The following is a 23027-nucleotide window of genomic DNA, read 5'->3' on the forward strand; positions in this document are numbered from 1 at the left end:
TGACCCGGCAGCAGCAGAAATAGTCATTGAAAATTGACCCATGTGCAACCTTGCCCCGGCTTGAATCAGCTGGGGGCGCATGGAGTGATAGACATGGGATTTTTGAGGGTAATTCGGAAATGGGCACTGCGGGATAAGATGCCTATTCGCGAGATCGCGCGGCGGACGGGCGTATCTCGCAACACGATCAAGAAGTATTTGCGGGAGGGGATTGTTGAACCTGCATTTCAGGTGCCAGATCGCTCCAGCAAGCTGGACCCTTATGCTAAGCATCTTACTGCGTGGCTGACGACTGATCAGCGCAAATCACGCAAGGAACGTCGAACGGCGAAGCTGATGCATGCCGATCTTGTAAAGCTTGGATATGACGGTTCCTACGAACGTGTTGCGGCCTTTGTGCGGGAATGGAAGGCTGACCGGCAGCGTGCGCATCACACAACAGATCGTGAGACTTTCGTGCCGCTGGTGTTCGCGCCGGGCGAGGCTTTCCAGTTCGATTGGAGCGAGGACTGGGCCTATGTCGGCGGCGCGCGTATCAAGCTGCAGGTCGCGCATATCAAGCTGTTGCACAGCCGGGCATTATTGGTGCGGGCCAATCTGTTGCAAACGCATGAGATGCTGTTTGATGCCCACTTGCATGCATTCTGCGTCTTCGAAGGCGTGCCCGGTCGCGGCATCTATGACTATATGAAGGCTGCCGTCGACAAGGTTGGCGTCGGCAAACAGCGTGATGTGAATGCGCGGTCCCTGGCCATGACGAGCCACTATGTCTTTGATCCCAAGTTCTGCAATCCGGCGGCGGGCTGGGAGAAGGGTCAGGTTGAGAAGAGCGTGCGTGATGCCCGACATCGCCTATGGCAGGTCGCTCCTGTCTTCCCAGACCTTGCTGCACTGAATGAATGGCTGGAAGATCGTTGCAAGCTGCTGTGGGTGGAGACGGCACATGGCGCACTGCCTGGCAGCATCGCTGACGTTTGGGAGGCCGAGAGGTCTGCCCTGATGCCCCTGCCCACGATGTTTGATGGCTTTGTCGAAGAGAGAAAGCGCGTCTCACCGACCTGCCTGATCAAGACCCATGTGCTGAACCTGCTTCACCGCCTGTTGGATGGCACGCCGACCGACCAGCCAGACGTGAACCCTCCAGTCGCCTTATCCCTGAGCAAGGAGCCTGAGGCCAATGTCGCACGTTATGATGGATTGCGCGTCCAGAAAGGAGTGCGCGATGCGTCATGATCCCGCTGGATCTGCCATCGTCATCATGCTGCACAGCCTGAAGATGCCAGGCATGGCACAGGCTGTGCAGGATCTGCATGAGCAAGGATCGCCCGCATTTGAAGCCGCCATGCCGATCCTGTCGCAACTGCTCAAGGCGGAAATGGCCGAGCGCGAGGTGCGCTCTACCGCCTACCACATGAAGGCGGCCCGCTTTCCGGCTTATAAGGACCTCTCCGGCTTCGACTTTGCCGCCAGCGAGATCCATGAAGCCTTAGTCAGACAACTCCATCGTTGTGAGTTCATGGACGCGGCCGAGAATGTGGTGCTGATCGGAGGTCCGGGAACAGGGAAATCGCATGTTGCAACCGCCCTTGGCATTCAGGCCATTGAGCATCACCGCAAGCGCGTCCGCTTCTTCTCGACGGTTGAACTGGTCAACGCACTGGAGCAGGAAAAGGCCCAAGGCAAGGCCGGGAAGATCGCTGAGGCGCTGGTCAAAACCGACTTGGTGATCCTGGATGAGCTGGGATATCTGCCGTTCAGCGCCTCCGGGGGCGCGTTGCTCTTCTATCTTCTGAGCAAGCTGTATGAACGCACCAGCGTCATCATCACCACCAACCTGAGCTTCAGTGAATGGGCCAGCGACTTTGGCGATGCCAAAATGACCACAGCACTGCTCGATCGTCTCACACATCGTTGCCACATCCTCGAGACCGGCAATGACAGCTACCGCTTCAAGGCCAGCTCCGAAACAGCGAAGAAAAAGCGAAGAAAAAGCGAAAGGAGGCAATAGCATTCACGCAATCATAATCAGCAGATCATAACGACTGGGTGGGTCAGATCTCGATGAAAATGCCAGGTCAGTTCTCAACGACAATCAAAACGCTAAACAGCCAGACGGCCCTCGGCCGATGTTTACGGAGATTCCACAGCGCTGCCAAGTCTATTGGATCAATTTGATGGCCGCGCCGACCTGTTTCTGGCGAATGGTGCTTACGACGGCGACCCAACTCGCGATTTTCTGCTCGAGCGCTTTGGCGAAGAAATTGACATCACAATGCCGCCTCCCAAAAACGCAATCCCGAGCCCAAACGCAGCACAGAACCCGACAACCCGTGATCGCCATAATACCGACATAGCGGCCCACGGCCGGATGGCATGGCAGAGGACCTCCGGCTACAATCAACGCAGCCGTGACGAACCTCTGATGGGTCGCTGGAGGGCTGTCATCGGGTCCACGCTAACGGCGTGTAGCTTCGAAAATCAGAAAACCGAGGCCAAAATTGGCGCCCGCGTGCTGAACCGAATGACCAAACTTGGCCGCCCCAACTTCGAACGCACCGCCTGAATTCCGTCTCGAGCACCGCTTCACCCGTCAAGGCAGATTGATCCAATATGGCCTGCACAATTTCCGAAGCGCCGTCAACCGGAGCAACGACGCCTTGCCGGATCAACAACAGATCCCCCGGCACGATGGCGTCCAATGCGACCTCTTCCAGCCGTCCACCCTGATGCCGCGTCGCTGTCCGCGCGACCCGAGACAGAAGATCGCGCATCTCGCGCCGGGCACGACCCTCGGCAAAGCTTTCCAGAAACGTGCCGCCTGAATACATCAGTGCGACCACCGCGGCTGCGAGCGCTTCGCCAAAAACCAAAGCCGCCGACATCGATAAAGCAGCGACGATGTCGAGCCCGACCCGCCCCTGCGCGAGACTTCGAATAATCTCGATTACAAGGGCGGCAAGAACCGGCACAACACCAGCCGACCAGGCCAAGGCAGCGAACTCCGGCAAACCGGCCATCCAAAGGCCCGCACCGGATATCAGGCCCAGCAAAGCAATGGCCAGCAGCGCGGTCTTTAAGCGATCATTAAGCATCAAAAATCATCCGTTGATCTTTCGCAAAACTTGTTCAGCCCTGTTTCAACGTGGTGTCGATCCGGCTGCGCAGATCCACAGGCAGGGCGTCAATCACCTGGGCGATTGCCGCAAGATCCTGTCGCGCGGCGTGCAATTGATCGATAAGCGAGATCACAATGCCAAGCGCTGTTTCATCAAGATCGAGATCCTGAGACAGGTCGCACAAGAGCTCCAACCGCGCGATGTCAATGGGACGGAAAACATATCCGCCGGTATGGCGCTGCGGCTTGATGAAATCGGCCTCAACGAAGCGCACAAGCTGTACGCGGGTCAATCGTGTTACCGTAATGACGACTTCATCCTCTGAGAAAAAGTCTGTCATGTCTCTGCCCTCTTCATCAGATCAATGCGCGGATCAAACCCGTGATTTTGGCGCCATTCAGACAGAAATTCGCGCAGGCTCTCATCGGGATCAGGCGGCACAACGACCTTCAATTCGACCTTCTGATCGCCTTTCGTCTTTCGCCCCGTCCGCGCAACGCCGCGGCCCTTCAAACGCAGGACCCTGCCGGTGCTGGCCCCGGGTGGCACTGTCAGGCCCACCGGTCCGTCGATGGTTGGTGCGGTGACTTTGCCGCCCAGAACGGCCTCGTCGATGGTGATCGGCAAAGCCAGCAGGATGTCATCGCCGTCCCGGCGGAACACCGGATGGGGTCGCACAAGAACTGTGATCAAAGCATCACCGGGTGGTCCGCCGCCAAAGCCGGGGCTGCCCTTGCCGCGAAGTCGTAGGGTCTGACCATCTTCCATGCCGCGCGGAATCTTGACCGCAAGGCTTTGGCCGTCCGGCAGAGTTATCTTCGTTTCACTGCCCCGCACGGCATCAAGGAAAGGCACTTCCAATGTATAGCGCGCGTCCGCCCCGGCGGCCTGAAAATCACGCGCGCCAAAGTCGTCGGCACCACGCGTGCGCCCGCGGTTCCGCAAAATCTCAGCAAAGATATCTGCGGGATCAGCATTTGCGCCGAAGCCATGACCTTGCTGGTAAGCGTTGTCAGGTGCCTGTGCGAAATCGCGGTAATACTGGCGCTGAGGGCGTTCCGCACCTAGCCCGTCAATCTCGCCCGCATCAAAGCGCGCGCGGGTCTCGGGATCTTTCAACAGCGCGTAAGCAGCGGCAATGGCCTTGAACCGCGCCTCGGCACCCGCGTCGTCGGGATGTAGATCGGGATGGCTGGTGCGCACCAGCTTGCGATATGCTTTTTTGATGTCGTCTGCCGTGGCCGATTTGGCCAAGCCAAGCGCTTCGTATGGATCGTTGGGCATTCAGATTCCCTTAATTCTGACAAAACGCATCAAGCGGACCAACCGCGCGTCTGGTGCCTCTTTTCGCTTAGGATGGCATGTCAGCTGTGTTTCCGTCCTGATCCATGTCAACGCCGAAGGTGTCCGGGCCACCTATTCTGACCAAGCAGACATCGGGCCGAAAACTGACGCGCCTTTTGTTACAAGCTCAATTCAAAAAGGGCGTCACATTGACGGCAACTGATAAAACTTCCGATGGGACCGGGACGACCGGTCTGCGCGCTCCGCAGACAGCCCCTGTCCCTGCCCTACGTCATCCGGTGCCAGTCGCTTCCCCAAACCGCAAGGTTTGGCTCTGGATCAGTGCAGGCGTCATGGGGCTTCTGTTGGCGATCCTCGCATATTCACAACTGTGGATGGCCGGACCGTCGGTGGTCGCAGTCGAAATGGCCCAAGCGGCGCCCGTCACACGGCTTCTCGCCATCAACGGACGTATTGCTGCGGTCAATTCCGTCGACATCCGGCCCGTTGTTACAGGCACCCTGATAGCAATTGCCGTTACCGAAGGGGATGTGGTCGAGGCAGACCAGATCCTTGCACAAGTGGACGCCGCCGCGCAAAATGCAATTGTGCGGCAAGCCATGGCTGCTCTGGATGCAGCCCTCGTTGCTCAAGCACAGGCAACCGAAAGCTATGAGCGCGCGCTGTCCCTTGGTTCGAATATTGCCAAAAGCGTGCTCGAAGCCGATGCTCATGTCGTCCAAACGGCGGTGCAAGAGGTTGCACGCCAAACCGCCGCTCTTGATCAAGCCCAGATCGTGCTTGGCAATCACACCATCCGCGCGCCGCGCAGTGGCACTGTTGTGGCGCTTGACGCCGAACGGGGCCAACTTACCGGCCCCACAATTCCCTTGCTGACACTGGCTGATTTGACAGATCTGGTGGTCGAGGCCGATGTGGACGAAGCCTATGCGACACAGATCGCACCCGGACAACCCGCGGTGTTGCAACTGGCGGGTGAGGCACGCAATCGAGACGGACACGTCAGTTTTGTGTCTGCCCTTGTGGATGCGGCAACCGGTGGTCTGGCGGTCAAGATCGCCTTTGAGGCCCCGGTCATGGCTCCCATCGGTCTGACGGTTGCGACGAACATCATCGTGGAGAGACGCGATGCGGCGCTGACCCTACCGCGCACCGCCCTGCAAACAGGCGCGGATGGCACGGGCGTTCTTGTGGTCAGAGACGGAATCGCAATGTTCCAACCCGTTTCGGTGGTCGATTGGCCCGCCGCACGGCTGATCGTGACAGGAGGCCTTACCGAGGGTGACGCCGTGATCATCGACCCGACCAACATCGAAGTTGGGCAGGCCGTCGTGTCGGACCAACCCTGATGCTTTACGCCCTCAAGATCGCGGGCCGATACCTAACGGCGAGCAAGGCGCAAACAGCGCTCCTAGTCGTCGGGGTCGCGGTCGGCGTGTTTATCTTCATTTTCATGTCGGCCCTGATCGGGGGGTTGGCCGAATTCATCCTGTCGCGCACCGTGGGCGATATCTCGCATATCACGATCGAGGCCGAGATCGATGACCCTGCCGTATTGATTTCACCAAATGACTTGGATGGCGGCCATGTCTTGTTCGTCACCGAACGGGGCCGCGACCGGACCGCCACACTGAGTGATGCGGCGACATGGCTTCCCCTGATCGAGGCCGTACCCGGTGTGCGCGCCGTCTCGCCGCAGATCACCGGTGCCGGATTTCTGACACGCGGCGCACAAGTCAGCCAGGTCAGCGTGACAGGTTTGGAGCCTGGGAAAGAATCCGCGATCCTGGACCTTGAGGGCTACATGGTCGCGGGAACCGTACGGCTCGGCTCGGGTCTCATCGTGCTGGGCAATAGATTGACAGATGATCTGGCCCTATCGCTCGGCCAGACACTACGGTTGCAAAGCTCAAACGGGGTCACGGCGACACTCACACTGAGCGGCATCTTTGATACGGGCAATGGTGGGATAGACGGCGCGCGCGCCTTTGTCAGCCTCGGGGTTGCGCGAACCCTCTTTGCTATGCCCCAAGGCGTGACACAGATCGAGATCAAGCTGGACGATCTGAATGCCGCCGATACTACCGCCCTTCGGATCAGTGGGCTCACGGGTCTGGATGCTGTGCCGTGGACAGACGGGGCCGAACAGTTGATGGAGGCGCTGAACGCCCAAGCGCAGACCGGCTATTTCCTGAAAACCTTCGCGCTCATCACCATCGTCATCGGGGTTGCCTCTGCGCTCCTGCTGTCCACCTACCGTCGCCGCCCCGAGATCGGGATCATGCGGGCGATGGGGGCAAGTCGCGGCTTCGTTGTTTTCGTGTTCGTCACTCAAGGTGCCATGATCGGACTAATGGGCGGGGTCACGGGGGCGGCCCTGGGGTATCTTGCCCTATTGCCATTCCCATCGCGCGATGCGTTTCAGGCAGGGACTCTGCCGTTGGACATTACCCAGGGATCGTATGGACTGGCCATTGCCCTAACGCTCATCGGCGCGATCCTCGCCTCGATCCTTCCTGCGAGGTCGGCCGCCCGGGTCGATCCAGTCACGGCAATCGGACAATGACGATTTCGCAAAACGCCCTTCTTGAGGTGAGCGATCTGGTCAAGACCTTCGGAACCGGGGACGTGGCAACACACGTGTTGCGCGGATTGTCACTGAGCCTCGGCAAGGGAGAAATGGCCGCCTTGTTGGGTCCGTCCGGTTCGGGCAAAAGCACGCTGCTGACAATCCTTGGTACGTTGATGAAGCCCACATCAGGCAGCTACACCATGCTGGGGCAGGATCTGATCGCGGCAGATGACGATCAACTTACGGCGTTTCGCAACCTCCATATTGGCTTTGTCTTCCAGTTTCATAACCTTTTGCCCGATTTCACCGCACTGGAAAACGTCATCTTTCCCACGGCTGTCCGAATGGGCCGCGAGACATCCGCCGCCCGCAACCGGGGCCGCGACTTGCTGGTGCGCATGGGGCTGGAGGAACGGATCAACTTCCCGTCGACCAAACTGTCGGGCGGACAGAAACAGCGCGTGGCCGTCGCCCGCGCCCTGATGAACGGCCCCGAACTGGTGCTCGCAGATGAGCCGACTGGCAACCTTGACCGCGCCTCGGCGATGCAGGTGATGGAGCTGATCGAACAGATCAACCGCGAGGAAGGCACAACATTTCTAATCTCGACCCATGACGAAAAGATCGCGGGTCTGTGTCGAAGGCAACTTGTGGTGGGGGATGGGATTGTGACGGGTTAGCGCGTTTTCACGGGCGCAAGGCGTCGATCCGCTGACCGGTTCGCGCACCTTGCGAAAACTACCTTTCCTAACTTGGATTAGTGCAAGCCGATGCGCCTTTGCAATACAATTGGAGAACATAATATCCTAGAGCGAAAGCGACCCTCACATGACTGATAAAGATACTGACAAAGAGGCGCTTGATCCCGTGGAAAACCCTGAGAAGAAAACAACACCTGCCAAAACGACCGACGGCAAGACATCGCACGAACCAGCAGCTTCAACGGATGAACGGCAACCACGCAAGCCATCTGATGATGACGACCCGTTCGACAACCTGCCCGTCTGAATTGGGGCATACAGTCGAACCCAGGAACGTCCTCGCCAAGCCCCGGCATCACTACCATATCGACCCCAAAGCCGGAAACACGCGGATAGTTTGGGCCGTTGTGGTCAATATCTTGCTGACCGTGGTGCAGATCATTGGTGGGGTTCTATCCGGTAGCCTCGCGTTAATCGCCGATGCGATCCACAATCTGTCAGATGCGCTTTCGCTTGGTCTGGCCCTGTTTGCACGTATTATCGCAAGGCGACCCGCAGACGACACCATGACGTTTGGATATGGCCGTGCGGAGATCGTCGCAGCGCTCATCAACTATACAACGCTGATCCTGCTTGGCCTGTATCTGACGCAACAAGCAATTGTGCGCCTGTTCGCCCCCACAGATGTGGACGGTTGGTCCGTTGTTATCATTGCAGTATTCGCGCTTGGGGTTGATACGCTGACCGCGTTTCTGACCTATGCGCTCTCCAAAAGCAGCATGGATATTCGCGCGGCGTTCCTGCACAATGTTGCAGACGCGCTTGGTTCAGTGGCGGTCATTGTCGCGGGCACTGTCATTATTCTCTATGATTGGCGGCTCAGTGCGCATCTTGATGCTCGGCAGTCCGCCGGATCTGGATACTCAAGCTGTGTTGACCGCTATGCGCAGCGTGTCAGGCGTTGAGAATGTGCACCACCTGCATCTGTGGCAGATGCAGGAACACCAATCGGCGCTGGACGCCCATATTGTGATCAAAGAAGGCCGCTGGAACGAGGCTGATCGCGTGAAAGAGGCCGTGAAGATCGCCCTTCGCGATAGGTTCGGGCTGTCTCACATCACCCTCGAGTTGGAACGCCATGGCTTTGACTGTGAAGACTTACAAGTTGTCGGCCACATCTCAGCAACAAATTGATTTGTCCTGACGCAGATCAACGCCACACTACCCGGTATTTGGGAGGGCCAGTCAGAACGGCGGCGTTGGCGCAAGGTCGGCTCGGAGTCCGTTTCGCCAGATGCTGCGCAGCAGACGGATGGCTGCTTCAGGCTAACTTCCCATAAACCGCCGTCTTGCCTCTACAGCTATGTTGTAGCGTTGCTGTAGGTCGGCGATCAGGGCCATTGTCACGCGTTTGGCGTCATGGCCCTCTGCTTCCCTGTAGCTTTGCTTCGCTGCCTCCAGCAGCTTCTTAATCTTGAATTCCTCGGGCAGTGTGCCTGCTTCGGCCATTATGCGGACCGCCACTGCTGTCGCCATGTCGGTAAACGCCTCGCCCGAGCGGTCGGGCAGCGGTTTCCCTTCGCCTTCAAGGCCGCGTAATTTGCCCTCTGCGAGGGCCTTCAGGATTTACCGCTCCACGAGCCGGTTAAGAGACTGGGTCATGCTATATTCTTGCCTTCTTCCTGATGCTGCCGAGGCAACTATAGCGTAGAAACAAAGCCGACCTTGGAAGTACTGCGCCGAACGGCGGAAAAGTCACGCTTTGCCGACCCTTACTGCCTCGATTGGCCGACCAACATTGCAACCCCAAAACCCAGAAACCACTGATCTCATATTCGACGAAAGAGTCGTCTCAACGGGACGCGTATTGAGCGCATCCGAAATTGGGGGTCTTCTCAAGAATAGGTAAGTTGATCAGGTAAAGGATGCCTTCGCCGCGCTGTTTCTGATCAAATCAGTCCGGCTTGTCGTCGCCCAAATATCTGGCAAGGACAAAGGCTGCAGTAAAGGCAACTGTAGCCGCGACGCCTGCGGGGTCGGTCGCTGAGGGACTGGGTGCGGCGTTGGGTGCGTTTGCATGATCCTGTTTTGGCATCGGTTTTTTGACGATCGCCACACACCCTCCGGCTGCCAAGAGCAAACCAAGCCCCGTCAGAAGGGCAGCCAAGGCAGCGCCTAAAGACGCGCTGAGTACGAGGAAGGCAGACGCAGTGATAAACCCAAAGCCCGCAAGCCCAATCAAGCCAACCGATATTTCCAAAAACAAGCGCCACAGCACCTTTTGCGCGGCGTCTCGGGCACTGCCTTCACCGCCGCGCAGCGCATCTGTCAGAAACTGGTTCACCGGCGCGACATGGCCCCGACCAAAAGCCCGGCACCCGCAGCCAGGCCGATGGCCAGTAACGGGTGGTTGGCAACCGATGCCTCAAGCTGATGTTCGGCAGATTTACCTGACCTTTCGACGTAATGTTTCGCTTCGCCAAAGCCTTCGGCGATATCAGTCGCCATATGGCTACTGCGTTTTCCAGCAATCCCGCTGACCGTCTCGGCAAGGTGCGACAAATCTGTCCGCAAGGCGGCGAGCTGGTGGCTTACAGCTTCGAAATCGGTCGCTGCCTCTGTGGTTGCTTTGCTATTTTGTGACATTAAAAACTCCATGTTTTTTTGCGTGAAGATGACTTGGCGGCACATTATGCGCCCATTTTGAGTGTGGTCAGAACGGCAACAGGACCAAGTCGCTAGATCCGGACCACATCAGATTTGTGTTCAGTGGTCTGTCCCTCGAAGGTCTCGTCCGAGGCATCTGCTTCTGCCTTTGTCTTCTGAACAAGCTGATCCTGATGATGGGCCGGGCCATATATTGTATAAAGTTTTAGCGGCTCATGCCCTGTGCAAATCACGTTGTGATGCGCACCTGCAGGCACAACGATACCGTCGCCGGGTCCCAGCTTATGGGTGACGCCGTCGATCACCGCGCGCCCTTTGCCATCCTCGACACGAAAGAACTGATCCGTTTCGGAGTGGATCTCACCGCCGATCTCAGAGCCTGGATCAATCGACATCAAAACCAGTTGAAGCTTGGCTCCGGTATATAGCACCCGCCGAAAGTCGGTATTTTCTTCGGCCAATTCCTCGATATTCCCAAAGTATCCAATCACGACACACCTCCGTCGATTGCGCCGCACATCGCAGCGATAGGGTGAGGATTGCTTCAAAGACCCGCCCGCCGCACTGATCAGGGTTAGTGGCCATGGCTTTCAATGAAAGGTGCCTGTTTTGCACGAAGCGCGGCTACCGGCGCCACGCTAACACCGATCAGCACGGTCCCCCGACGCTCCGGATAAGCTAAGGTAGACGGACCCCTCCAGAAAGACTGCACCCAGATGCAAAACCCCCACAAATCCACAGATACCCCTCAGCCGAACATTGGGACTGTGCATGCGGTACGAGGCGCAGTTGTGGATGTTGTTTTTGCCAGCGCGGACCTGCCGCCAATTAACGCGGCGCTGGATGTCGAATGGGATGTGCCAAGCCCACTTATCCTGGAAGTTCACAGCCATCTTGATTTGACCACGTTACGCGCAGTGGCGTTCCAATCAACCGCGGGCCTCGCGCGGGGCGTTGCGGTGCGCGCAAGCGGCGGGCCAGTTGCCGTGCCGGTTGGCGACGCGGTGCTTGGCAGGCTGTTGGATGTGGTTGGCTCTCCCAAAGACAATGGGCCACCGCTGCCAAAGGATACGCCACGCCGATCAATCCATGCGCTGCCACCCGTTTTGAGCACCCAAACCGGCACGACGGACGTGTTCGAGACCGGTATCAAGGTGATCGACCTGCTGACTCCGATGGCGCAGGGCGGCAAGGCCGCGATGTTCGGCGGTGCAGGCGTTGGCAAGACCGTTTTGGTGATGGAACTGATCCGGGCCATGGTCGAAAAATACGAAGGCATCTCGGTCTTTGCAGGTGTCGGCGAGCGGTCCCGCGAAGGGCACGAATTGCTCACAGAGATGCGCGAGTCCAGCGTGCTGGACCGTACGGTGCTGGTCTACGGGCAGATGAATGAGCCGCCCGGCGCACGCTGGCGCGCGCCACTGACCGCACTGACAATCTCGGAATATTTCCGGGACCAGAAGCACAAGAACGTGCTTTTGCTGATGGATAACGTCTTTCGCTTTGTGCAGGCGGGCGCAGAGGTGTCGAGCCTGCTGGGGCGCCTGCCCAGCCGCGTTGGCTATCAGCCCACACTTGCGACCGAAGTCGCAGGACTTCAGGAACGGATCGCATCGGTCGCGGGGTCAGCCGTGACGGCAATTCAGGCGGTCTATGTACCCGCCGACGATTTCACGGACCCAGCAGTCACCACGATCTCCAGCCATATGGATTGCGTGGTCGTGCTGAGCCGCGCTCAAGCCGCCGAAGGCTTTTATCCTGCAATTGACCCGCTGGCCTCATCCTCGATGTTGCTTGATCCGCTCGTGGTCGGAGAGGAGCACTACAAGACCGCTGAAGCTGTCCGGCAAGCTCTGGCCCGCTTCCGGGAGTTGACCGATATCATCTCCTTGCTGGGGGTCGAGGAGTTGGGAACAGCCGACCGTCTCATCGTGAAACGCGCCCGGCGGCTGCAGCGGTTCCTGACACAGCCCTTTATGGTGACCGAAGCCTTTACCGGAACGCCCGGTGCCAGCGTCTCGCTTGCTGACACTCTCAAAGGGTGCCGCGCGGTCCTGGACGGGGCCGCTGACGATTGGGCCGAAAGCGCTCTGTATATGGTCGGCACATTGGAGGATGCCCGCAAGAAAGAAGACGCCGCCAACGCCAAAGAGGCTGCGGCATGAGGTTGCGGATTATGACACCCCTGTCTGTCGTTGTGGACGAAGACATCGACGGCTTGCGCGCCGAAGATGCAAGCGGGAGTTTCGGCATCCTCAACGGCCATGCGCCCTTCGTCACAGCACTGGTGGTTTCGATTGTCAGTTGGCGCAAAGCAGACCTCGAGCAGTTTTGCGCCCTGCGCGGCGGGGTCATGACTGTGGGGGATACCTCAGACATTGACATTTCAACACGCGAGGCCGTGACGGGCGATAACCTTTCCACCCTCGACGCCGATGTGCTGGCCCGCTTCCAATCCGATGCAGACGCCCAACGGATCGAGCATGTCGAGACGATGCGCCTGCAGTTCAACGCCATCCGCCACATGGTCAGTCGCCTGAAACCCGGTGCAAACGCGGGTGAGTTCCGATGACCCGCACGCCTCAACAAGATGAGCCCGACGATGATCCGCTGGTGACGCAAACCCGCCTGCGCCGGGACCGGCGTGACCGGTGGCTTCGGAGCGGCGACATGTCCGTGGGCCGCCGTCTGGCGCAAATCGGGGTCTTAGGCTGGATCTTTGTTGTCCCGACGCTGGCGGGCCTGTTTTTGGGGCGCTGGCTCGATGCCCGCTTCGCTTCGGGCATTTTCTGGAGTGCCCCTTTGATGTTTTTGGGTGTTTGCCTTGGCGGCTGGACCGCATGGAAATGGATGAATGCGGAATGATTGATCTCTCAGGCCTGTCGCTGTTCATCCTCCTACCGGGTTGTTTTCTGGCTGGGCTTTTTATCGGATATGGTTATTTCCGCGCCCTGCGCGCGACGGCTGATCTGATCTTGCACGAGGGTCAACCGCTGATGGGATTGGCCCTGACCCTCGGGCGTCTGTCCCTTTTGGTCACGGGCTTTTTCATCGCTGTATTGATTGGCGGGCTGGCCTTGCTGGCGACTTTTGCAGGGGTACTCTGCGCCAGAGCTATGATGCTCCACAAGCTGCGGAGGGACGCGTTTTGAATTCGCCACTGGACTCAATCGCACTCTTCTACCTTGGCCCTCTGCCCATCGGCCAGGCCGTGCTGACGACCTGGGCGATCATGGCGATACTGGTCATCGGGTCCTATCTAATGACCCGACGGATGGACCTTGTGCCCAGCAAACGGCAGGCCGCCCTTGAACTGATCGTCACCACAATGGACACCCAGATCGTCGAGACGAGCGGCGCAAACCCTGCCCCCTATCGCGCCTTCATCGGCACGCTGTTCATGTTCATTCTTGTGGCCAACTGGTCGTCACTGATCCCGGGGGTCGAACCGCCAACCGCCGGGCTGGAAACCGACGCCGCTTTGGCCGTTCTCGTCTTTCTGTCGGTGATCTGGTTTGGCGTGCGCAGCGACGGCATTGTTGGCTATCTCAAATCCTTCGCAAGCCCCAACCCGATCATGATTCCGCTCAACATATTGCAAAGTCTCACGCGCGTATTCTCCATGTTCGTGCGCCTTTTCGGCAATGTGATGAGCGGCGTTTTCGTCATCGGCATCGTCGCCTCGCTGGCGGGCCTTCTGGTGCCGATCCCGCTGATGGCGCTCGATCTGCTGACCGGATTGGTGCAGGCCTACATCTTTGCCGTCCTAGCGATGGTTTTCATCACATCAACGGTGGAGGACGGCCAACCCGCAAAGCTTGATACCGCGCCGCGCCCTCCCCCGAACCAAAAGGACACTTAATGGACTATCTCGCCCTTGCCAGCATCATCGGTGCGGCTTTTGCCGTCGCCTTTGGTGCACTTGGCCCCGCACTCGCAGAAGGCCGCGCCGTGGCCGCCGCGATGGACGCCATCGCACGCCAACCGGAGGCGGCGAACACGATTTCGCGTACACTTTTCGTAGGCCTCGCCATGATCGAGACGACCGCGATCTATTGCCTGGTCATTGCGCTCTTGTTGATCTTTGCCAATCCGCTGCTGGGCTGAGCCGATGACAATCGATTTCTGGGGACTGGGACTGCAAGCAGTTAACGTCCTGATCCTTGTCTGGCTATTGTCACGGGTCTTCTGGCGTCCTGTCGCGGCGGCCATTGCCAAGCGTCAAAAAACCGCACAGGCGGTGATCGGATCGGCACAGGCGACGCAGGCCAAGGCCGACAACGCACTGACTGAGGCCACCAAGGCCCGCGCCGGCATCGCAGAAGAACGCGCCGCGATGCGTGATGCGGCAAGGGCAGAAGCTGAATCCGCAGCAAAATCCACCCTCGCCGAGGCCCGCGCACAGGCCGAGGCGATATTGGCCACTGCAAAAGACACCATCAGCCATGATAGGGTAGCAGCAGCCAAAGCCAATGACGTCCAGGCCTCGGAGTTGTCGCTCAAGATTGCCGCCCGGCTGCTGGAACGCCTGAACGGTCCCACTGTACAATCCGCCTTTCTGTCGCAACTGGTGGAATCCATCGCAGATATGCCTGCCGCCGACCGCAAAGCACTAACGAGTGATCCAAAAGGCATCGAGATCGTTTCGGCGACTGATACAGGGGCGGAGCAGAGGAAGATCGAAAAAGCAATTCAGACCGCTTTAGGCGGAACCACAGAGCTACGTTTCACCACCGATACAAAGTTGATTGCCGGTCTGGAGTTGCGCAGCCCCCACTTCACCCTCCACAACTCTTGGCATGCGGATCTGGCCGAAGTCCGCAAGGCGGTGAAAAATGCTGCCTGACACGTCAAACTGGGTCGCGATAACAGAAGAAGCATTGAAGAACACGGCCCTTGGCCCTCGCGCCATACACAAGGGGCAGGTCGAAGAGATCGGCGACGGCGTAGCCATGATCTCCGGACTGTGCGATGTGCGGCTTGATGAGGTCTTGCGTTTTGAGGGCGGTCAGACGGGTTTCGCCCGCGTGCTTGACCCCGATCTGATCGGGTGTGTTCTTTTGGACGCCGCCACGGATGTGGAAGCGGGCGACGCGGTTTTCGGAACCGGCGAGGTTGCGCGTGTGCCCGTTGGCGAGGCGCTTCTGGGTCGGGTCGTGGACCCGCTGGGACGCGCGCTCGATGGCAAAGGGCCCATAGTGTCCAAGACACATCTGCCAATAGAACAACCCGCGCCCTCTATTATCGAACGCGACCTGGTAATAGAACCCGTCCAAACCGGGATCGTGGTGGTGGATACGCTCTTCGCGCTTGGCCGGGGACAGCGTGAACTGATCGTCGGCGATCATTCAACAGGCAAGACGACGCTGGCAATAGACGCGCTGATCGCGCAACGTGACAGCGATATGATCTGCATCTACGTCGCGGTGGGGCAGAAGACATCAAGCGTGCGCCGCGCCATCGATGCGCTTCAGGCGCAGGGCAATTTTGCGCGCTGTATCGTCGTCGTGGCGGGCTCGTCTGAGGCGCCGGGTCTGCAATGGATCGCGCCCTATGCAGGCATGACCATGGCCGAACACTTCCGCGACAAGGGCCAGCATGCGCTGATCGTGATTGATGATCTATCCAAACACGCCGCCACCCACCGTGAAATCGCACTCCTCACCCGTCAGTCGCCGGGCCGCGAGGCCTATCCGGGCGATGTTTTCTATATTCATGCGCGGCTTCTGGAACGCGCGGCTAAACTGTCCAAGGACCGCGGCGGCGGGTCACTCACTGCCCTGCCGATTGCAGAGACGGATTCAGGCAACCTGTCGGCCTATATCCCGACCAACCTGATCTCGATCACCGATGGGCAAATCGTTCTGGACGCCGCCTTGTTCCATCAGGGTCAAAAACCGGCCGTGGATGTGGGCCTGAGCGTCAGCCGCGTCGGCGGCAAGACACAGGCACCCATCCTGCGCAAAGCCGCAGGCACGCTGCGTCTGGACTATGCGCAGTTTCTGGAACTTGAGGTCTTTACCCGCTTCGGCGGCATGCCCGATGGCCGCGTCCGCGAGCAGCTGACCCGTGGCGCGCGGATCCGCGAAGCGCTGCGTCAATCCCAACATATGCCGTTCCGGCTGGTCGATGAGGTCGCACTTATGCTTGCAGTGCAGGCCGGGCTGCTGGACCCCTTGCCGCTTGCGGCGGTGGCCGCCTATCGGACAGGTCTAGCAGCGCATCTGGACAAGAACGCGCCCGAGGCACACAGCGCCCTGACCGAGACAGGAGACCTTGACGATAAAGTTCGCAAGCGCCTGATGGAAACGCTCGCCGAACTCGCCACGTCGCTGGGCGGAGAGCAGACAGCAGCGAAGACGGACACAGCCTCAGCAGACGGCCCATGACCGAAAGACTGGCCGATATCAGCACCCGGATCGAAGGTATTCGCGAGTTGGGCGCGGTGGTGAATGCCATGAAAGGTATCGCCGCTGCCCGCGCGCATGTCGCCCGAGAGCAAGTTGACGCCGTGGACAGTTACGCCGCAACCATTGCTGTGGCGATGTCGCGTGTTCTTGGGCCCAATATTGAAAGACCCGGCATCGCCAAAACGGGCCCAGATCAAGACGCGGGCAACCGAATGGGTCTGCTGGTCTTTTGTGCCGAGCAAGGGTTCGCAGGCGTGTTCAGCGAACGTGTGCTCGACAGCATCAGCGGGGCATCGGGCGCCGAAACCCTATTCCTCATCGGCACTAGGGGGCTATCTATTGCGACATCACGCGGTCTGAAACCGCATTGGAGCGCCCCCCTGCCCTCGCACACGCCCAGCATTCCCAAATTGGCAGGCGATATCACAACGGCAATCTACGCGGCGGTCGCAGCGCGGCGCATTGACTGCCTCGATGTCATCTTCACCGGCTGGCAGGCAGGCCGCCCTGCCCTTGTCCGGCAATGTCTGTTTCCGATCGATCTAGCCAATCTTCCGCCTGCATTGCAAGACCGCCCCCTGATGCAGTTGCAGCCAACCACCCTGATCGCTTCGCTCGGTCAGGATTACTTCAACGCGCAAGTCTGCAAGGCGGCGCTCCACGCTTTTGCCGCCGAGAACGAAGCGCGGATGGAAGCCATGTCGTCCGCTGGGACTCAAATCGCACGTGAACTGGAGACGTTTCACGCGACCCTGCGCCGTGTGCGACAGGAGGCGATTACGGCGGAAATTATCGAACTTGGCACTGGTGCCGTCACCGCGCGTGACAGGCGTTTATAGCTACACCCTAAACCTTAGGGCCAATCATAGCCGAAGAAGGTGATCAATTCTGCCCAGACACTAACCCAGATCAACGCCGCAGTGCAGCAAACGCATTAGATGTCCGGAAAAGGATGCGCCAGTCGCGTCGTTACCCGAAGGACAAGCCATGTCAACACAACCCAAATTGATCGCGTCTCGCGCAGATAAACCGGCCCCATCCACTCAGACGTCGGAGATCAAAAGACACGCCGTTGACCCTAAAAAACCGCCTTCGCTCGCGCCCTTTGAAACGCTTGACCGGATGGCCCACGCAAGCGTCGCAAAGGCAACCTCAGGGCTCTCACCTTCGGTGCTGGCCGAGGCGTGGATGGACTGGGCAACCCACCTCGCCGTCTCGCCGGGCAAGCAGTTGCACCTGATGGAACGGGCCTTCCGAGACGCTCAGACCATTTGGATGGCCAGCCTTGGTATCGGTAAGCCAGAGGCTGCGCAAGACACATCGCTGGCCCTGAACCCCGACCGTCGGTTCGCCGGTGAAGCCTGGCAGAAATACCCATTCAACGTCTGGTCTCAGGCACATCAGCAGTCCTGGGCTTGGTGGCAGGACGCCATGACCGGCGTGCACGGCGTGACGCCCGAACATGAGAACCTCATGGGTTTTGTGGCCGGTCTGATGACCGACACAGCCGCACCGTCGAACTTTGCCATGACCAACGCGGACGTGATCTCGGCCACTCTTACTGAGCATGGTCAGAACCTTGTGCGCGGTGTGAAGAATCTGACCGAAGACCTGATCGCGAAAACCGGAACCGCACCGCCCGCTGGACCGCAAGTCTTTGAGGTGGGGCGCAATCTGGCGACCACGCCCGGCAAGGTGGTGTTCCGCAACGACCTGATCGAGTTGATTCAATATGCGCCCACGACCGACACAGTTCGGCCAGAGCCGATCCTGATCGTGCCTGCCTGGATCATGAAATACTACATCCTCGACCTGTCGGCACAGAATTCGCTGGTCGCGTTTCTTGTGGCCCAAGGCTTTACCGTATTCATCGTGTCCTGGAAAAATCCCAGCGCGGAAGACCGCGATCTGGGCATGGAAGACTACCGCCAGCTTGGCGTGATGGAGTCCATTGATGCCGCCCTCGCCATCACAAAAGCGCCCAAGCTGCACGCTGTCGGCTATTGTCTTGGTGGCACCTTGCTCTCGATCGCAGCGGCGGCGATGGGCCGGGACGGTGACGCGCGTCTGGCGTCGGCCAGCTTCCTTGCAGCACAGGTCGATTTCACCGAAGCCGGACCGCTGCGCCTGTTCATCAATGACAGTGAGGTCACGCTGATCGAGGACATGATGGCCGAAAAGGGCTATCTCTCCTCGGATCAGATGGCCGGCGCCTTCGCGCTGCTGCGCGCCCGTGATCTGATCTGGGCGCCTGTGATCCACAATTATCTGCTGGGACAGCGCAGCGATGCCTTCGATCTGATGGCGTGGAACGCCGACGCCACACGGATGCCAGCTCGGATGCATTCCGAATATTTGCGCAAGCTGTTTCTCAATAACGACTTGGCCGAAGGCCGATATCATGTCGGGGGCAAAGCCATTGCCGTCTCTGATATCCGCGTACCGATCTTTGCCGTCGGCACCGAGGATGACCATGTCGCCCCTTGGCAATCAGTCTACAAGATGCAGCTTCTGGCTGATACGGATGTGACTTTTGTGCTCACAAGCGGCGGACACAATGCAGGCATTGTCTCAGAGCCCGGCCATGCGGGACGGCATTTCCGGATCGCTCAGACCAAAGCTAATGCCACCTACAGCGATCCCGCCGAATGGCTTGAGAAAAACGCGGCCGAAGACGGTTCATGGTGGACTGACTTTGCCAGTTGGCTTGCCGCGCGATCCAGTGCGCTCGCCGCACCACCACCCATGGGTACAACGTCGGGCACCTACAAGGCGCTATGTGATGCGCCCGGCTCCTATGTCATGCAGCGATGAAGTCGCTGGAGGGCAAAACCGTGCTGGTGGTTGGGGTTGCGAACGCCCATTCCATCGCAGCCGGATGTGCGCAGGCCTTCGCTGATGCGGGGGCCGAGATCGCAATGACCTATGTGAACGAGACGGCCAAACCCTACGTGCAGCCAGTTGCCGACGCCGTGGGAGCAAAGCTGTTACTGCCACTCGACGTCGAAGCCGAGGGGCAGATGGACGCCGTTTTTGCGGCGATCGACGCTCGCTGGGGGCGGCTCGATGTTCTTGTCCACTCCATCGCCTTTTGCGTGGCAAAGGACCTGCACGGTCGGGTTGTTGATTGCTCCCGCGCGGGCTTTGCACAGGCCATGGACATCTCGGTCCACTCGCTGATCCGCATGGCACAGCTCGCCGAACCGTTGATGACAAAGGGTGGCACGATCCTGACCATGACGTATTACGGCGGCGAAAAAGTCGTTGACCACTACAATATCATGGGACCAGTCAAAGCCGCCCTTGAGGGGACCATGCGCGCCCTTGCGGTTGAACTTGGCCCCAAAGGCATCCGCGTCAACGCGATCTCGCCAGGGCCGCTGCAAACGCGCGCAGGCTCCGGTATCGCCCATTTTGACGAATTGATTGACGCAGCACGAAGTCGTGCACCCGAGCAGACTCTTGTGACGATCAAGGATGTGGGGGACGTCGCGGTCATGCTGGCGAGCGACGGCATGGGCCGCGTCACTGGCGATGTCACTTATGTCGACGGAGGCCTGCATGTCCGCGCCTGAACCGATGCAGTATATCGAGAACAAGACCTACGACGAGATTGCGGTGGGCGACCACGCGGAGCTGACGCGGACATTGAAACCGCAGGATATCGAGTTGTTTGCCGTTATGTCCGGCGACGTGAACCCGGCGCATGTCGATGCCGAATACGCCAAGACAGACATGTTCCACGGCGTGATTGCCCACGGCATGTGGGGTGGCGCGCTCATTTCGGCCGTGCTGGGCACCGAATTGCCCGGCCCCGGCACGATTTTCCTGGACCAGAGCCTGACATTCAAAGCTCCGGTCGGGCTTGGCGATACGGTGACCGTACGGGTTGAAGTGACGGAAAAGCTTGAGAAAGGCCGCTTGCTGCTCGCCTGCACCTGCCTCAACCAAGACGGCAGATCAGTCATTGAAGGCGTGGCCCTTGTCATCGCCCCAAACGAAAAGGTACGCCGCCCGCGCGTCGTCCTGCCCGAGGTCCATCTGCATGTTCAAGGCGCGCAATATGCCAGGCTGATCGCAGCGACTGAGGATTTGGAACCGGTTCGGACCGCCGTTGTGCATCCTTGCGATGCGCTGTCCCTGAGCGGCGCGCTAGAGGCCACTCGGCAAGGAATTATTCTTCCCGTTCTGGTCGGACCACAGGCAAAGATCGAAGCTGCGGCACAAGAGGCTGGGCTTAGCCTAAAAGGATTTGAGGTGATCGACACGGCCCATAGCCATGCCGCAGCCGAGGCAGCGGTGGCACTTGTCCGGGCAGGCACAGTGGAGGCCCTCATGAAAGGAGCGCTGCACACTGATGAGTTGATGGAAGCGATCGTCGATACCGACCTTGGCCTTCGCACCGAGCGGCGGATGAGCCATGTCTATGTGCTGGACGTGCCGATCTATCCCAAACCCCTGCTGATCACAGATGCCGCGATCAACATCTATCCTGATCTCAGGGTCAAACGCGACATTGTCCAAAACGCCATTGATCTGGCACGCGCGCTAGGGACGTCCCTGCCAAAGGTCGCAATCCTTTCAGCAGTTGAGACTGTGAACCCCCGGATAACATCGACGTTGGACGCCGCCGCCTTGTGCAAAATGGCGGATCGGGGCCAGATCACCGGGGGGCTGCTGGACGGTCCGCTGGCCTTTGACAATGCCATCTCTCCTGTGGCGGTCGCCGCCAAGGGGATTGTGTCGGATGTGGCGGGCATTGCAGACGTCCTCGTCGCCCCGGATTTGGAGGCCGCGAACATGATGGCCAAGCAGTTGATCTATCTGGCCGGTGCCGATGCAGCAGGCATCGTGCTGGGCGCACGGGTGCCGATCATCTTGACCAGCCGGGCCGACAGCACGGTGTCGCGGCTTGCCTCCTGCGCATTGGCGCAGCTATTCATCAACAACCAACCATCGACATTGCCATGAATGACGCCATCCTTGTGCTGAACGCGGGCTCCTCCAGCCTCAAGTTCGCCGTGTATCCCTATGCACGCAGCCCACCACCGATACTACGCGGCAAGATCGCAGGGATCGGCACAAAACCGGTCTTTTCGGTACGTAAAACTGTGGGGGTTGCAGTGCCACAGGCCAGTCCGATGCCGCTTGAGCCGTCGGCAGGTCTAGACGATCTAATTCCAAAATTATTGGACTGGCTGAACTCCAACCGTGGCGGTGTCACGATCCGGGCCGCCGGGCATCGCGTGGTGCATGGCGGGCGCACGCACGCCGAACCGGCGCGGGTCACCGATGTGCTGCTGACTGAACTTGAGGCGCTGGTGCCGCTTGCGCCACTGCACCAACCGCATAATCTGACGGCAATCCGCTGCGTAGCCGCCTCCAATCCGGGTCTGCCGCAGATCGTCTGCTTCGACACCAGCTTTCACCGGACGCAAAACCGGCTGTCGCAACTCTTTGCTCTACCCCGCGCAATGACTGACGAGGGTATAGTGCGTTATGGCTTCCACGGTCTGTCCTATGATTACATCGCGGGCACCCTACCGACCCATCTTGGCGGCCGTGCCGATGGGCGTGTGATCGTCGCCCATCTGGGCAGCGGAGCCAGCATGTGCGCGATGTTGAGCCGACGCAGTTTTGCAACGAGCATGGGGTTCACCGCTCTGGATGGGCTGATGATGGGCCGTCGCTGCGGCGCGCTCGACCCGGGCGTCGTGTTGTATTTGATGCAGGAAAAAGGACTGACCGCGCAGGACGTCACATCGTTGCTCTATACGAAATCCGGCCTTCTCGGTGTGTCAGGCATCAGCAATGACATGGCCGCACTAGAAGCAATTGCCTCAGCCCAAGCACAGGAAGCGATCGACCTATTCTGTTATCGTGCAGCAGGTGAATTGGCCCGGCTCGCAACCGCCATTGGCGGGCTCGACGCCATCGTCTTTACCGCTGGGATCGGCGAAAATTCTGCCCTCGTGCGTCGTCGCATCTGCGATCATCTGCTCTGGATGGGTGTGGAGATCGACAGGCGCGCAAACGACAGACATGCCACCCGCATTGGCTCGCTGAATTCCGAAGTTGACGTCCTGGTCATCCCAACTGACGAAGAGATCATCGTCGCGCGGGCGACCCATGCATTGACCAGCGCCAAGTCTGCTCCTACGCGGCTTAAGCCCTGATCTGCATCAGCGCAGCACGGCACATCAAGGCTTACCCTGTCACAAAATGTACAGACAATCGCGCGACGACACCAATTCTG

General features: G+C 59.2%; 25 protein-coding genes and 3 pseudogenes. 21 read left to right on the forward strand and 7 right to left on the reverse strand.

The features are described 5' to 3' along the window. Nucleotides 1-93 precede the first annotated feature (93 nt). Both istA and istB read left to right on the forward strand, forming a co-directional pair. Nucleotides 94-1068 (forward strand): annotated as a pseudogene (gene istA / locus ACSHXH_RS15165) (IS21 family transposase); the annotation flags it as partial. Between the two features lie 154 nt (nucleotides 1069-1222). Continuing rightward, entirely contained in the window at nucleotides 1223-2008 is a 786-nt protein-coding gene (gene istB, locus ACSHXH_RS15170) for an IS21-like element helper ATPase IstB (RefSeq protein WP_435672648.1), read from the forward strand. 568 nt (nucleotides 2009-2576) lie between these two features. Here istB and ACSHXH_RS15175 read toward each other — a convergent pair. The 3 genes and pseudogenes from ACSHXH_RS15175 to ACSHXH_RS15185 all read right to left on the reverse strand — a co-directional run. After that, nucleotides 2577-3092: pseudogene (locus tag ACSHXH_RS15175) on the reverse strand (heavy metal translocating P-type ATPase); the annotation flags it as partial. A gap of 34 nt (nucleotides 3093-3126) precedes the next feature. Then, nucleotides 3127-3456 carry a chaperone modulator CbpM gene (locus tag ACSHXH_RS15180; RefSeq protein ID WP_435672649.1) on the reverse strand — a complete coding sequence of 110 codons (330 nt, stop codon included), beginning with the start codon at nucleotides 3454-3456 and terminating at the stop codon, nucleotides 3127-3129. Next, the gene (locus ACSHXH_RS15185) at nucleotides 3453-4400 is read right to left on the reverse strand and encodes a DnaJ C-terminal domain-containing protein (protein ID WP_435672650.1); all 948 of its coding nucleotides are present in this window, start codon (nucleotides 4398-4400) and stop codon (nucleotides 3453-3455) included. The genes ACSHXH_RS15180 and ACSHXH_RS15185 overlap by 4 nt, the downstream gene beginning before the upstream one ends. Between ACSHXH_RS15185 and ACSHXH_RS15190 the strand changes: the two genes are divergently transcribed. From ACSHXH_RS15190 to ACSHXH_RS15215, 6 genes and pseudogenes are all read left to right on the forward strand, one after another. After that, nucleotides 4393-4623 carry a hypothetical protein gene (locus ACSHXH_RS15190; protein ID WP_435672651.1) on the forward strand — a complete coding sequence of 77 codons (231 nt, stop codon included), beginning with the start codon at nucleotides 4393-4395 and terminating at the stop codon, nucleotides 4621-4623. The two genes, ACSHXH_RS15185 and ACSHXH_RS15190, sit on opposite strands and share 8 nt — an antisense overlap. Nucleotides 4624-4699: 76 nt before the next feature. Beyond that, nucleotides 4700-5770 (forward strand): efflux RND transporter periplasmic adaptor subunit, encoded by a 1071-nt coding sequence (locus ACSHXH_RS15195; protein ID WP_435672652.1) that lies wholly within the window; start codon nucleotides 4700-4702, stop codon nucleotides 5768-5770. Continuing rightward, nucleotides 5770-6987: an ABC transporter permease gene (locus ACSHXH_RS15200; protein ID WP_435672653.1), complete on the forward strand. Its 1218-nt coding sequence runs from the start codon at nucleotides 5770-5772 to the stop codon at nucleotides 6985-6987. Before ACSHXH_RS15195 ends, ACSHXH_RS15200 begins: the two co-directional genes overlap by 1 nt. After that, on the forward strand, nucleotides 6984-7673 hold the full coding sequence (locus tag ACSHXH_RS15205; RefSeq protein WP_435672654.1) for an ABC transporter ATP-binding protein: 690 nt from the start codon (nucleotides 6984-6986) through the stop codon (nucleotides 7671-7673). Before ACSHXH_RS15200 ends, ACSHXH_RS15205 begins: the two co-directional genes overlap by 4 nt. Nucleotides 7674-7821: 148 nt before the next feature. Next, nucleotides 7822-8001, forward strand: a complete 180-nt coding sequence (locus ACSHXH_RS15210; protein ID WP_435672655.1) for a hypothetical protein — start codon at nucleotides 7822-7824, stop codon at nucleotides 7999-8001. A gap of 1 nt (nucleotide 8002) precedes the next feature. Next, nucleotides 8003-8888: pseudogene (locus ACSHXH_RS15215) on the forward strand (cation diffusion facilitator family transporter). 132 nt (nucleotides 8889-9020) lie between these two features. Here the strand turns inward: ACSHXH_RS15215 and ACSHXH_RS15220 are convergent. The 4 genes from ACSHXH_RS15220 to ACSHXH_RS15235 form a co-directional block, all read right to left on the reverse strand. Continuing rightward, nucleotides 9021-9320 carry a DnaJ family domain-containing protein gene (locus ACSHXH_RS15220; protein WP_435672696.1) on the reverse strand — a complete coding sequence of 100 codons (300 nt, stop codon included), beginning with the start codon at nucleotides 9318-9320 and terminating at the stop codon, nucleotides 9021-9023. 328 nt (nucleotides 9321-9648) lie between these two features. Continuing rightward, nucleotides 9649-10038, reverse strand: coding sequence for a hypothetical protein (locus tag ACSHXH_RS15225; RefSeq protein WP_435672656.1), 390 nt, complete (start codon nucleotides 10036-10038; stop codon nucleotides 9649-9651). Next, nucleotides 10035-10340, reverse strand: a complete 306-nt coding sequence (locus ACSHXH_RS15230; RefSeq protein WP_435672657.1) for a hypothetical protein — start codon at nucleotides 10338-10340, stop codon at nucleotides 10035-10037. Before ACSHXH_RS15230 ends, ACSHXH_RS15225 begins: the two co-directional genes overlap by 4 nt. Nucleotides 10341-10432: 92 nt before the next feature. Then, complete coding sequence (locus ACSHXH_RS15235; protein ID WP_435672658.1) at nucleotides 10433-10852, reverse strand: cupin domain-containing protein; 420 nt, start codon at nucleotides 10850-10852, stop codon at nucleotides 10433-10435. Nucleotides 10853-11077: 225 nt separating this feature from the next. On the opposite strand from ACSHXH_RS15235, the gene atpD reads away from it, so the two are divergent. The 13 genes from atpD (at nucleotide 11078) to ACSHXH_RS15300 (ending at nucleotide 22947) form a co-directional block, all read left to right on the forward strand. Beyond that, nucleotides 11078-12526: a F0F1 ATP synthase subunit beta gene (gene atpD / locus ACSHXH_RS15240; protein WP_435672659.1), complete on the forward strand. Its 1449-nt coding sequence runs from the start codon at nucleotides 11078-11080 to the stop codon at nucleotides 12524-12526. Next, nucleotides 12523-12933 carry a F0F1 ATP synthase subunit epsilon gene (locus tag ACSHXH_RS15245; protein ID WP_435672660.1) on the forward strand — a complete coding sequence of 137 codons (411 nt, stop codon included), beginning with the start codon at nucleotides 12523-12525 and terminating at the stop codon, nucleotides 12931-12933. Before atpD ends, ACSHXH_RS15245 begins: the two co-directional genes overlap by 4 nt. Then, a complete protein-coding gene (locus tag ACSHXH_RS15250) occupies nucleotides 12930-13226 on the forward strand; it encodes an AtpZ/AtpI family protein (protein ID WP_435672661.1) in 297 nt (98 codons plus the stop codon). Before ACSHXH_RS15245 ends, ACSHXH_RS15250 begins: the two co-directional genes overlap by 4 nt. Next, nucleotides 13223-13513 (forward strand): N-ATPase subunit AtpR, encoded by a 291-nt coding sequence (locus tag ACSHXH_RS15255; protein ID WP_435672662.1) that lies wholly within the window; start codon nucleotides 13223-13225, stop codon nucleotides 13511-13513. Before ACSHXH_RS15250 ends, ACSHXH_RS15255 begins: the two co-directional genes overlap by 4 nt. After that, nucleotides 13510-14223 (forward strand): F0F1 ATP synthase subunit A, encoded by a 714-nt coding sequence (locus ACSHXH_RS15260; RefSeq protein WP_435672663.1) that lies wholly within the window; start codon nucleotides 13510-13512, stop codon nucleotides 14221-14223. The genes ACSHXH_RS15255 and ACSHXH_RS15260 overlap by 4 nt, the downstream gene beginning before the upstream one ends. Then, nucleotides 14223-14468, forward strand: coding sequence for a F0F1 ATP synthase subunit C (locus ACSHXH_RS15265; protein WP_282129446.1), 246 nt, complete (start codon nucleotides 14223-14225; stop codon nucleotides 14466-14468). Before ACSHXH_RS15260 ends, ACSHXH_RS15265 begins: the two co-directional genes overlap by 1 nt. A gap of 4 nt (nucleotides 14469-14472) precedes the next feature. After that, the gene (locus ACSHXH_RS15270) at nucleotides 14473-15207 is read left to right on the forward strand and encodes a F0F1 ATP synthase subunit B family protein (RefSeq protein ID WP_435672664.1); all 735 of its coding nucleotides are present in this window, start codon (nucleotides 14473-14475) and stop codon (nucleotides 15205-15207) included. Further along, entirely contained in the window at nucleotides 15197-16750 is a 1554-nt protein-coding gene (locus ACSHXH_RS15275) for a F0F1 ATP synthase subunit alpha (protein WP_435672665.1), read from the forward strand. Before ACSHXH_RS15270 ends, ACSHXH_RS15275 begins: the two co-directional genes overlap by 11 nt. Continuing rightward, entirely contained in the window at nucleotides 16747-17610 is an 864-nt protein-coding gene (locus tag ACSHXH_RS15280; RefSeq protein ID WP_435672666.1) for a F0F1 ATP synthase subunit gamma, read from the forward strand. The genes ACSHXH_RS15275 and ACSHXH_RS15280 overlap by 4 nt, the downstream gene beginning before the upstream one ends. Nucleotides 17611-17758: 148 nt before the next feature. Continuing rightward, entirely contained in the window at nucleotides 17759-19585 is a 1827-nt protein-coding gene (locus ACSHXH_RS15285) for a PHA/PHB synthase family protein (protein WP_435672667.1), read from the forward strand. Next, nucleotides 19582-20346, forward strand: coding sequence for an enoyl-ACP reductase FabI (fabI, locus tag ACSHXH_RS15290; RefSeq protein ID WP_435672668.1), 765 nt, complete (start codon nucleotides 19582-19584; stop codon nucleotides 20344-20346). The genes ACSHXH_RS15285 and fabI overlap by 4 nt, the downstream gene beginning before the upstream one ends. Further along, a complete protein-coding gene (locus ACSHXH_RS15295) occupies nucleotides 20333-21742 on the forward strand; it encodes a bifunctional enoyl-CoA hydratase/phosphate acetyltransferase (RefSeq protein ID WP_435672669.1) in 1410 nt (469 codons plus the stop codon). Before fabI ends, ACSHXH_RS15295 begins: the two co-directional genes overlap by 14 nt. Next, a complete protein-coding gene (locus ACSHXH_RS15300) occupies nucleotides 21739-22947 on the forward strand; it encodes an acetate/propionate family kinase (RefSeq protein ID WP_435672670.1) in 1209 nt (402 codons plus the stop codon). The genes ACSHXH_RS15295 and ACSHXH_RS15300 overlap by 4 nt, the downstream gene beginning before the upstream one ends. Nucleotides 22948-23027 lie beyond the last annotated feature (80 nt).

This window comes from Marivita sp., assembly GCF_051251565.1.
Classification (GTDB): domain Bacteria; phylum Pseudomonadota; class Alphaproteobacteria; order Rhodobacterales; family Rhodobacteraceae; genus Marivita.

Bases quoted from the DNA above. Each gene is read 5' to 3' on its own strand.
- ACSHXH_RS15230 (WP_435672657.1), bottom strand. From the start codon at position 10,340: ATGTCACAAAATAGCAAAGCAACCACAGAGGCAGCGACCGATTTCGAA.
- ACSHXH_RS15250 (WP_435672661.1), top strand. From the start codon at position 12,930: ATGACCCGCACGCCTCAACAAGATGAGCCCGACGATGATCCGCTGGTG.
- ACSHXH_RS15265 (WP_282129446.1), top strand. From the start codon at position 14,223: ATGGACTATCTCGCCCTTGCCAGCATCATCGGTGCGGCTTTTGCCGTC.
- ACSHXH_RS15205 (WP_435672654.1), top strand. From the start codon at position 6,984: ATGACGATTTCGCAAAACGCCCTTCTTGAGGTGAGCGATCTGGTCAAG.
- ACSHXH_RS15200 (WP_435672653.1), top strand. From the start codon at position 5,770: ATGCTTTACGCCCTCAAGATCGCGGGCCGATACCTAACGGCGAGCAAG.
- ACSHXH_RS15285 (WP_435672667.1), top strand. From the start codon at position 17,759: ATGTCAACACAACCCAAATTGATCGCGTCTCGCGCAGATAAACCGGCC.
- ACSHXH_RS15180 (WP_435672649.1), bottom strand. From the start codon at position 3,456: ATGACAGACTTTTTCTCAGAGGATGAAGTCGTCATTACGGTAACACGA.
- ACSHXH_RS15185 (WP_435672650.1), bottom strand. From the start codon at position 4,400: ATGCCCAACGATCCATACGAAGCGCTTGGCTTGGCCAAATCGGCCACG.
- ACSHXH_RS15210 (WP_435672655.1), top strand. From the start codon at position 7,822: ATGACTGATAAAGATACTGACAAAGAGGCGCTTGATCCCGTGGAAAAC.
- ACSHXH_RS15270 (WP_435672664.1), top strand. From the start codon at position 14,473: ATGACAATCGATTTCTGGGGACTGGGACTGCAAGCAGTTAACGTCCTG.
- fabI (WP_435672668.1), top strand. From the start codon at position 19,582: ATGAAGTCGCTGGAGGGCAAAACCGTGCTGGTGGTTGGGGTTGCGAAC.
- atpD (WP_435672659.1), top strand. From the start codon at position 11,078: ATGCAAAACCCCCACAAATCCACAGATACCCCTCAGCCGAACATTGGG.
- ACSHXH_RS15275 (WP_435672665.1), top strand. From the start codon at position 15,197: ATGCTGCCTGACACGTCAAACTGGGTCGCGATAACAGAAGAAGCATTG.
- ACSHXH_RS15245 (WP_435672660.1), top strand. From the start codon at position 12,523: ATGAGGTTGCGGATTATGACACCCCTGTCTGTCGTTGTGGACGAAGAC.
- ACSHXH_RS15300 (WP_435672670.1), top strand. From the start codon at position 21,739: ATGAATGACGCCATCCTTGTGCTGAACGCGGGCTCCTCCAGCCTCAAG.
- istB (WP_435672648.1), top strand. From the start codon at position 1,223: ATGCGTCATGATCCCGCTGGATCTGCCATCGTCATCATGCTGCACAGC.
- ACSHXH_RS15295 (WP_435672669.1), top strand. From the start codon at position 20,333: ATGTCCGCGCCTGAACCGATGCAGTATATCGAGAACAAGACCTACGAC.
- ACSHXH_RS15255 (WP_435672662.1), top strand. From the start codon at position 13,223: ATGATTGATCTCTCAGGCCTGTCGCTGTTCATCCTCCTACCGGGTTGT.
- ACSHXH_RS15280 (WP_435672666.1), top strand. From the start codon at position 16,747: ATGACCGAAAGACTGGCCGATATCAGCACCCGGATCGAAGGTATTCGC.